At 47.1% G+C, this 8,701-nt stretch carries 8 protein-coding genes, 1 other RNA gene and 1 pseudogene; 2 read left to right on the top strand and 8 right to left on the bottom strand.

Annotated features, from left to right (window positions below; translation table 11 throughout):
- Window positions 1–208 precede the first annotated feature (208 nt).
- Window positions 209–1,576 (top strand): serine/threonine-protein kinase, encoded by a 1,368-nt coding sequence (locus tag QUB26_RS27575; protein WP_333320552.1) that lies wholly within the window; start codon window positions 209–211, stop codon window positions 1,574–1,576.
- Between the two features lie 161 nt (window positions 1,577–1,737).
- Window positions 1,738–2,094 (top strand): dihydroneopterin aldolase, encoded by a 357-nt coding sequence (gene folB / locus QUB26_RS27570; RefSeq protein ID WP_333057046.1) that lies wholly within the window; start codon window positions 1,738–1,740, stop codon window positions 2,092–2,094.
- Between the two features lie 105 nt (window positions 2,095–2,199).
- Here folB and nuoK read toward each other — a convergent pair whose 3' ends face one another.
- From nuoK to QUB26_RS27530, 8 genes and pseudogenes are all read right to left on the bottom strand, one after another.
- On the bottom strand, window positions 2,200–2,505 hold the full coding sequence (nuoK, locus tag QUB26_RS27565) for an NADH-quinone oxidoreductase subunit NuoK (RefSeq protein ID WP_228042566.1): 306 nt from the start codon (window positions 2,503–2,505) through the stop codon (window positions 2,200–2,202).
- 79 nt (window positions 2,506–2,584) lie between these two features.
- The gene (locus QUB26_RS27560; RefSeq protein WP_333057044.1) at window positions 2,585–3,208 is read right to left on the bottom strand and encodes an NADH-quinone oxidoreductase subunit J; all 624 of its coding nucleotides are present in this window, start codon (window positions 3,206–3,208) and stop codon (window positions 2,585–2,587) included.
- Window positions 3,209–3,324: 116 nt separating this feature from the next.
- On the bottom strand, window positions 3,325–3,900 hold the full coding sequence (ndhI, locus tag QUB26_RS27555; protein ID WP_193975265.1) for an NAD(P)H-quinone oxidoreductase subunit I: 576 nt from the start codon (window positions 3,898–3,900) through the stop codon (window positions 3,325–3,327).
- A 110-nt stretch (window positions 3,901–4,010) separates the two neighbouring features.
- A complete protein-coding gene (nuoH, locus tag QUB26_RS27550; RefSeq protein WP_333203108.1) occupies window positions 4,011–5,129 on the bottom strand; it encodes an NADH-quinone oxidoreductase subunit NuoH in 1,119 nt (372 codons plus the stop codon).
- Between the two features lie 630 nt (window positions 5,130–5,759).
- Window positions 5,760–6,150: a transfer-messenger RNA gene (ssrA, locus tag QUB26_RS27545) on the bottom strand.
- Window positions 6,151–6,471: 321 nt separating this feature from the next.
- On the bottom strand, window positions 6,472–8,229 hold the full coding sequence (locus tag QUB26_RS27540) for a protein kinase domain-containing protein (protein WP_333320550.1): 1,758 nt from the start codon (window positions 8,227–8,229) through the stop codon (window positions 6,472–6,474).
- A 60-nt stretch (window positions 8,230–8,289) separates the two neighbouring features.
- Window positions 8,290–8,526 carry a type II toxin-antitoxin system Phd/YefM family antitoxin gene (locus QUB26_RS27535; RefSeq protein ID WP_333320547.1) on the bottom strand — a complete coding sequence of 79 codons (237 nt, stop codon included), beginning with the start codon at window positions 8,524–8,526 and terminating at the stop codon, window positions 8,290–8,292.
- A gap of 37 nt (window positions 8,527–8,563) precedes the next feature.
- A pseudogene (locus tag QUB26_RS27530) lies at window positions 8,564–8,701 on the bottom strand (RNA-guided endonuclease TnpB family protein); the annotation flags it as partial.

The following is an 8,701-nucleotide window of genomic DNA, read 5'->3' as shown; positions in this document are numbered from 1 at the left end:
TTATATTTTTGGTTGATAACATAGATGGTTGGTAAAACCCGCCCCTACGATATCCTGTAGATACTGAATCTTAACCAAAGTGTCGCTTCTCCTTCATCCATCCCAAAAAAAGCGATCGCCCTTCCTTCCCTCGCATTCAAACAAACTTAGCTACAATAAGCTATACTATGCTCCGCGACTCCCCAAATCGAACAATTTGCCGTGGTTTATGTCTAACTCCTCCCTCCTCACCCCTGGTTCGACTCTCGAAAAACGTTACCGCATCCTCCGCGAATTGGGCCGCGGTGGCTTTGGGCGCACTTATCTCGCCGAAGATATCAACCGCTACAACGAACATTGCGTGCTCAAAGAGTTTTCTCCGGTGGTGCACAGCCCGAAAGCCGCCGAATTGTTCGATCGCGAAGCGAGTATGCTTTACAACCTCCAACACCCGCAAATTCCCCGCTTTCGAGAACTCCTGCGAACCGATTTGGCCGGGAATCCATCTTTATTTTTAGTCCAAGATTATATCAAAGGTCAAACCTACGAAGAAATATTGATATCGCGTCAGCAACAAGGTAAAAATTTTACCGAAGCTGAAGTTACTCAACTGCTATTTCAGCTTTTACCAGTTTTAGAATACATCCACTCGAAAAATTTAATTCACCGCGATATTTCCCCGGATAATATTATTCAGCATGATGCTGACAAACTACCATTTTTAATTGATTTCGGTTCTGTTAAACAAATCGCAGCAAATGCCGTACTTCAGTTTAACGGACAATCGGATACGGCGATCGGCAAACAGGGTTATTCCCCAGCCGAACAAATGCGACTGGGGAAAGTTTCTGCCGCTAGCGATTTGTATGCTTTAGCCGTGACGGCTTTGGTACTGCTAAGCGGCAAAAAGCCTCAAAAATTGTACGATATCAATAATAAAACTTGGGATTGGCGATCGCACGTCAGTGTCAGCCCAAATTTAGCCACGGTATTGGATCGGATGTTAGCAGAACAACCGGGCGATCGCTACCAATCTGCAAAAGCAGTCCGCGAAGCACTCAAAGATCCAAAACTCTCTCAAATTGGCAGTATAATTTCCCAAATGGTGACAATGAACTTTGTCGGCCGCCCTTTCAAAAACACCACTCAAACTGCTACCAGCAATCATACCCCTGTTCACCAAAATCCTCAACTGGTTAATAACAACCCCACATTCAAGTTAATTCCTTGGAAAACCCTAGGGAGTTTAAGTGTCATTTTGGTGCCGGGAATTTTAGCTTTTAGTGTAGTTAAATCTGGTTTTACGTTGCCAAAGTTGCCGGATTTACCTAAATTTTCTGCGCGCCAGCAACCTCCCGATACATCCTTAGAGGAAGCAGAAATAATTCGTCAAGAAAACATTGGGAAACGACGCAAAAATCTCAATATAAATCAAGATATATTCTATCAAAAAGTTGATGAATTATATTACAATAAATATCCCGAATTCCAAGGTCGTACCTTGACAGAAAAGCCAGAAGATGCTGAAATTAGGCGGAAATGGTATGAAGTTGCTGAGGATTTATTGGACAAGTTGGAGAAAGGAGGACGGTTGTGAAATTTAAGATAGAATAAGAGTGATTGAACCGCAGAGGGCGCAGAGGGCGCAGAGGGAAGAGGAAGAGGGCAAAGGGCAAAAAAAGAGAGGGAAGAGAAAGAGAACTTTATCTGGTTTAATACAAATTGGTATAGAACAACGCACTTTTAGTTTATTGCAAAATGGATTCTATTCAACTTACAGGAATTCGCTGTTACGGATATACGGGCTATCTGCCGGAAGAGCAAGTTTTGGGGCAGTGGTTTGAAGTGGATGTTACTCTCTGGCTGGATTTATCGCAAGCTGGAAAAAGTGATGATATTCAACATACTCTTGATTACCGCAGCGCAATTACTCTGATTCAAAAGCTAGTCAAAGAGTCGAAGTTTTTATTAATCGAACGCCTAGCAGATACTATTGTTCAAGCGCTTTTACAACTACCGTTAGTCGAAAAAGTTAAACTACAACTCTCGAAACCTGCTGCCCCCATCCCTGATTTCGGGGGTAGAATTACTCTAGAAATTACTAGAAGTCATTAGTCCTTAGTCCTTAGTCCTTAGTCCTTAGTCCTTAGTCATCAGTCTTTAATCTGCATTAGTTTGTCGCTAATGACTGATGACTGATGACTGATGACTATTGATTAATTACCACTTCAGCAAGTTAAATTCTTCCATGTCTACGGTATTGCGGTTGCGATAAATCGCCAAAACAATTGCCAAACCCACCGCAGCTTCAGCCGCGGCTACCGTAACTACAAACACGGTAAATACTTGGCCCTTAATTTGTACGGGGTCGAGATAATTGGAGAAACCCATCAAATTGAGATTGACAGCATTCAGCATCAACTCGATCGACATCAACACGCGCACTGCATTTCTGCTGGTAATCAAACCGTAAATGCCAATACAGAAAAGTGCGGCGGCTAATAACAGGAAATACTGGAGTTGCAGTTGCATAAATTTTGCGATTTTGTCTCAATCTAAAGTTACTACAAAACTAACACTATGGTGCGCTCAGCGCACCATAATATTACTTAGATTCTGGCGAAGACACATCTCCGGCCGAAACTAATTCGCGAGGTCTTTCCGGCAAACTAAAAGCTGGTGTTTCAGATAGCTTGTTGGACAATTCATCTGGCAAGAAATCGCGGCGCGCCAAGACAATGGCTCCTACCATTGCCATTAACAAAAATACTGATGCTAACTCGAAAGGCAGCAAAAAGTCGGTGAAGAAATGTTTGGCGATTGTGACGATCGAACTTTCGGCCGGTGCTCCTGTCGTCGCGACAATAGTCCAAGGAGTAGACACCACCATCGTACCCAAAAGCGCAAACAAGCCTACGCAAACTACTGCTGTTGCTACTTGACGCACCCAAGCGTTGGGAATTGTGCGGAAATCTTCGCGCTTGTTCACCAACATAATCGCAAACAAAATCAAGACGTTAACAGCGCCCACATAAATCAATACCTGTGCTGCTGCTACAAAGTCGGCATTCAGCAACAGGTACAAGCCGGCAATGCTGGTAAATACGCCGCACAGCAAAAAGGCTGAGTAAACGATATTTGAGAACAGCACTACTCCTAGTGCTCCTGCAATCATCATTACGGACAATATTCCAAATGAAACAATTTGAACCCCTTCAGCTAGATTCACAATTTTTTATCCTCAATTATTAGTGTTCTATTGTTCGTTTTTACTCATTAGTTAGCAGTCATTAATAATTGGTTATTTCACTAATGACTGATGACTGCTGACTAATGACTAATGACTTACTTTTCGATAATTTCCTCTGGACGCAGACCGGCGCGGCGATCGGTGTAGGAAACTTCATGGGGGTCGATCGCACCTTTCGGCAAATAAGCGAATTCCCGCATCGGTGTCACCATCGGGTCATCTGTAACCTTGTAGGGCAAACGTCCCAGGGCCACGTTGTCATAATTCAATTCGTGACGTTCGTAGGCGGCTAACTCGTATTCTTCTGTCATGGACAAACAATTAGTCGGACAATATTCTACGCAGTTGCCGCAGAAGATACACACTCCGAAATCGATACTGTAGTGCTTGAGTTGCTTCTTCTTAGTTTCTTTGTTAAATTCCCAATCCACTACAGGTAAGTTGATCGGACACACCCGAACGCAAACTTCGCAGGAGATGCACTTGTCAAATTCAAAGTGAATTCTGCCCCGAAAACGTTCGGAAGGAATTAATTTCTCGTAAGGATACTGCACCGTAATCGGGCGGCGTCTCATGTGGTCAAAAGTAACAGATAGCCCTTGACCGATATACTTAGCAGCTTGAAGAGTCTCTTTGGCGTATTCGCCTACTTGATTGAGGAATTTTAGCATCGTGTTCTCTCTCTGTACTTGAGTTTTTGGTAATTGCTAATTGATAATAGGTCATGAGAGTTAACAGCTACTCTAGGTTAGCTATTATCTGTTCTGTTACCTATTACGAATTAACCGCCAAAAGCAAAGGGAAAGGCAAGCTTCAAAGCTGCGGTCAACAGCAAATTAACTAAAGCAACGGGAAGTAAAAACTTCCATCCCAAATTTAGCAATTGGTCGATCCGAACTCGCGGCAGAGTCCAGCGGAGCAGAACAGCCAGAAACAAGAAAAAGTAGGCTTTCAGCATGGTCATTGTAATGCCCAGCAAGCCGGTAATTACCTGCAACCAAGGAGTCGTTTCGCTCAATCCTAGGGCATTTGTCAGGACTCCGACAGGAATCGGGGACTCCCAGCCGCCGAGGTACAAAACTGCTACTAACAGGCAAGAAAGGACGAGGTTAACGTAGGAAGCGATATAGTACAAAGCAAATTTCATGCCTGTGTACTCAGTCTGATATCCTGCTACCAATTCTTCTTCTGCTTCTGGAAGGTCAAAGGGTAAACGTTCGCATTCTGCTAGTGCTGCGATCCAGAAAATCAGGAAACCTGCTGGTTGCCGCCAGATATTCCAGCCGAGAATGCCGTAGCCGGCTTGCTGGTGTACGATGTCGATCGTACTGAGGCTATTGGACATCATTACAACTGCCAATACTGCCAAAGCTAGGGGAATTTCGTAGCTGAGGGATTGAGCGGCGGCTCTGAGTCCTCCGAGGAGGGCGTATTTGTTGTTTGAAGCATAGCCGGACATCAGCAAGCCGATCGGCTGAATGCTAGAAAGAGCAATCCACAGAAATATTGCTGTCCCCATATCGGCGATCAGCATATGCTCTCCGAAGGGCACGATTAAGTAGGAGAGAAAAACTGGAATCACCACAATTACCGGGCCTAGGGTAAATAGCAGCGCGTCAGCTTTTGCCGGTACAATGTCTTCTTTGAAGACCAACTTCAGACCATCAGCAACGGGTGCTAGCACTCCCAGAGGGCCGATAAATTCCGGGCCTATCCGCTGTTGAGCGGCGGCGGAAATTTTCCGTTCCAGCCAGACGCTAGTCAGTACCCCGAAGACGGCAGCGACAATCATCAGCAACATTGGCAGCGGTAGCCAAAGCAGTTGGGCGATGTCCGCCGGTAAGCCCAAATTCATCAGGGCTTCTACAAAACTTCCTTGTAAGTCAATTCCTGGGTTCATTTTTCCAGCTTTTGAGCGCTCAGCATATAATTTTTCACCCGTCCTTTGTAGGAGTAGGCTTAGAAATCGGGGTCTTTGTAAAGATTTTTAATGCTTTACCGCCTAATAGTATATCGCCCGACAGGCTCCAAGAACGCACAGACAGGGTGAAGTTCTAATTATATGAGCCGGCAGCGTAGCTAATGGGTAGGTAACTTATACGATTTGAGATTGTAGGGTGCGTCATTTGTGGATGTAGCACGAAAAACTAAGGTTTTCTCCGATGACGCACCTTATACCATTTATAAAAAAGCTTGCTTAAGACAAAAATATTGGGCGGAGTGAAACGGAGGGTTGCTTCCACGGGCCCTTCAAAAGAACAGGTGCGTCGCTATGAGATTGTCGATCTTTTTTGAGGATTGAAGGCTGGCGACGCACCCTACGGCTACCGCTTATACGATTTTAGGAAGTAGGGTGCGTCAGGGAGAATATTCTTCGTCTGTTGTGAAAAAAATCCGCCCTGACGCACCCTACAATAACTGACTACCCAAATAGCCCAAACAAAAAGGGCAGAGAATTAATTCTCTGCCCTTTTTAGTGCTTTAAAGTGGCTTTCAAATGGCTTAAACCATTGATTTTACGTCACTTCTTTTATGGAACTGGGCAGAATCGAACTGCCGTCCAAAGCGGGTATTTACCTTCCGATCGTTCACAGGTTTATCCCCTCTAATCCTCGGGGCGGGAACCATCTTTATCCCAAATGGGGGGATTTTCTAGTGATTGCTTTCCTAGCTAGCCGACTAGAAACGTTTAGCTAGGGCATCCGTTGGGGGTTGTTATGCTACCTTTAACGGAGTGAGGTGGCATACACTCTAAACCAAGCTCAAGAAGTTTTTAGGCTACAGCTACGGCTTTGCGAGCGAAAGGAACGATGTTGTTCGCATTTACTATTTTTTTTGAGCCGATATTAACGAGAGTAGACTCCCTCTCGACCTGCATCACGGAGCAGCTTTCGCCACCCTGTCGAAACCATTACAGCCCCTCGTGCGTTCTCTAATTATAGACAATATTTCGTGTTGCGTCAACTAGATTTTAGATTTGGGATTTTAGATTTTCGATTTTGGCACAAAGCTGAGTCGGGAATATTTACATCTTGCACCATTTTTTTGAACAGGCAAGATGCCTGTTCCACAAGAGTTGAGTTTTCCTGTGGGGAGTAGGGGTTGGGCATCTTGCCCGCCCAGGTTTATTGACGCAAGATGCCTGTTCCACAAGAGTTGAGTTTTCCTGTGGGGATTAGGGGTTGGGCATCTTGCCCGCCCAGGTTTATTGACAAGGGTGCAGGATGTCAGCGCTGCCAAGTTTAATGCAAGTTCTCGTCCCAGACGCCGATGTAAATCCGATCGCGCTCATTGCGTTCGATCGTCCCTTCCAGCGAACCTTTCCTAAACGTAAAGCGATTACTCCGGCGCTGCTGCACGTCGCGCAAGCCCTGCAAAATCTCTCGGCTGGCGCCGCCCACCATCCCATTTAAGGCGGTTCGCACTACCAAATCGTCCACCGACTGGGCAAAAGAACCCTCTGTTTGTACTAGCTCGCTTGAATCGCGATCGTAAATGTAGCCCAGAGTAATCCGATTTGGCAATATTTCGTAAAGTGCGGTGCGAGTATTTGGCCAATAGCCCCGCGCTTGAGAGTCAGTGGGTTCTCCCAATTCGGCTAAAATCTGACTTTCCGGCGTACCAACCGCATACCCAGGGATTGTGGGAGTCTTCTGATAATTGGTTCCCGGTTGTTCGCTGGGTGCGGGCGATCGATCGGGCGGCAACTCTTTGTCAACAAGTTTTTCCGTTGGTGTGGGTTCGACAGATTCGGGAGAAGGCTCTGGTGTTGGCGTCTGTAGGGGCGGTGCCCCCGTGCCCGCCCCCGCTGGGGTTGGAGTCTCAGCAGCAGGCGGAGTTTCAGCAGCCTGCGGAGTTTCTCTGGGAGTTGGTGGTGGCGTTGGTGTCGGCGCGGGAATTGGTGCGGGGTTTGAGCGCGCGTCTGGATCAGCAGGGGCCGAAGTGCGATCGTCCTGGGCCACCGGTGCGGGTTCCGAAGACGGCCGGTTGAGGAAAACCCTAGCAATCCCGACCAAACCTGCAACAATAAGTGCGATCGCCACGAACCCCAAAATCCACCAAACCTTGCGGCTGCCTTGCCCAGAAGACACCACAGCAGGCGCTGTTCTCGAACCCACAGGCGACTGAGGCCCGTGTCCCGGCATCACCGCCACCGTCGGCCCGGTGCTCGGCGACGCTGCACCATGAGGCTGCCCATGCAGCAGCGACAGCCACTCATCCACGCTAGCAGGGCGATTTTGAGCTTCTACCGTCATCCCCCGCATCACCCCAGAACTGACAGCGGCACTTAGCTGAGGCTGCAAGTCGCGGGGTGAAGGCATCGGCTGGCTGGTGCGTAAAATTGCAGCCACCGGCACCTGTGCTGTCAATAAAGTGTAAAGCGTCGCCGCCATACCGTAAACATCTGTTGCGGGCGTATATTTTCCTTGGGCAAAATACTGTTCAGGGGGCGCGTAGCCGTCGGACACCATATTAGTGTGACTTTGGGTTGCACCAGGAGTAAACTCGCGGGCAATGCCAAAGTCAATCAGCACGACTTCCTGAGTACCTTGGCGCAAAAGAATGTTTTGCGGCTTGACATCTCGGTGCAGCAAACCCTTTTGATGAACAACTTTTAAAGCAGCGCCAATTTGAGTTATGTAGAGAATTGCAAGATTTTCTGGCAGCGGATTATTTGAACCGACTACATCGCCCAAATTCTGACCGGCTATGTAGTCCATCACCATGTAAGGCTGCCCGTCTTCCACAAAGAAATCGCTGACGCGGACAATATTCGGATGGACGCAGGAAGCCAACCGCCTCGCTTCGTCTTGAAACTTGCGATCGAACTCAGCAAAATTGGGTTGCTGCCGCAGAGATTCGTTGAGGGTTTTTATGACTACAGGCTGTCCTAAATAGCGGTGATTTGCCCTGAAAGTTATTCCAAAGCCGCCGCGGCCCAATTCTTGTTCGAGGGTGTACTTTCCACCCTGTAAAGTTTTGCCGATTAGCGCATCCATAGGTTCAGGCGATCGCGTACCAGATAATATGGCTGATTATGGCACGTATTGTGGGCTAAGTTACCAGTCTAAATGGCGATCGAGAAGTGCGATCGGCGTTGCCATTCCTTCCCGAATTGATTCCCGCATCCCTGGCACTGATAGAAGATACAGTGTTTCCTGAACAGATGCCGAGTCTGATTCAGATAATAATACTGTATTGCTAGTCTGTCCTGCGATCGCGATCGGTTGATGCGACTCACTCACCGAATCGATCGACTGCTGTAACTGCTGTTGAGCTTCATTGATTGGGATCATAATTTTCCACTTGTCTAAATAGCTGGTAAAAGTATAGTCATTTATAGGCATGGGAGGCTTGAAGTCCCTCCCCCTTCACTTTTACTTTAAGCGGATTAACCCGCCTTGGCTGAACTACGCAGCTCCCTATCCCATCGCTGAACGCATTTGGGATTGCTTTTCTGAGAATATTGTA

Origin of the sequence: Microcoleus sp. B4-C1 (assembly GCF_036705285.1) — a bacterium.
Lineage (GTDB): Bacteria > Cyanobacteriota > Cyanobacteriia > Cyanobacteriales > Microcoleaceae > Microcoleus.
This window is presented reverse-complemented; position numbering and strand designations above follow the sequence as displayed.

Coding starts and splice junctions, on each gene's coding strand:
- QUB26_RS27540 (WP_333320550.1), bottom strand. CDS start 8,229: ATGGATGCGCTAATCGGCAAAACTTTACAGGGTGGAAAGTACACCCTC.
- nuoH (WP_333203108.1), bottom strand. CDS start 5,129: ATGAACCCAGGAATTGACTTACAAGGAAGTTTTGTAGAAGCCCTGATG.
- folB (WP_333057046.1), top strand. CDS start 1,738: ATGGATTCTATTCAACTTACAGGAATTCGCTGTTACGGATATACGGGC.
- QUB26_RS27535 (WP_333320547.1), bottom strand. CDS start 8,526: ATGATCCCAATCAATGAAGCTCAACAGCAGTTACAGCAGTCGATCGAT.
- QUB26_RS27575 (WP_333320552.1), top strand. CDS start 209: ATGTCTAACTCCTCCCTCCTCACCCCTGGTTCGACTCTCGAAAAACGT.
- ndhI (WP_193975265.1), bottom strand. CDS start 3,900: ATGCTAAAATTCCTCAATCAAGTAGGCGAATACGCCAAAGAGACTCTT.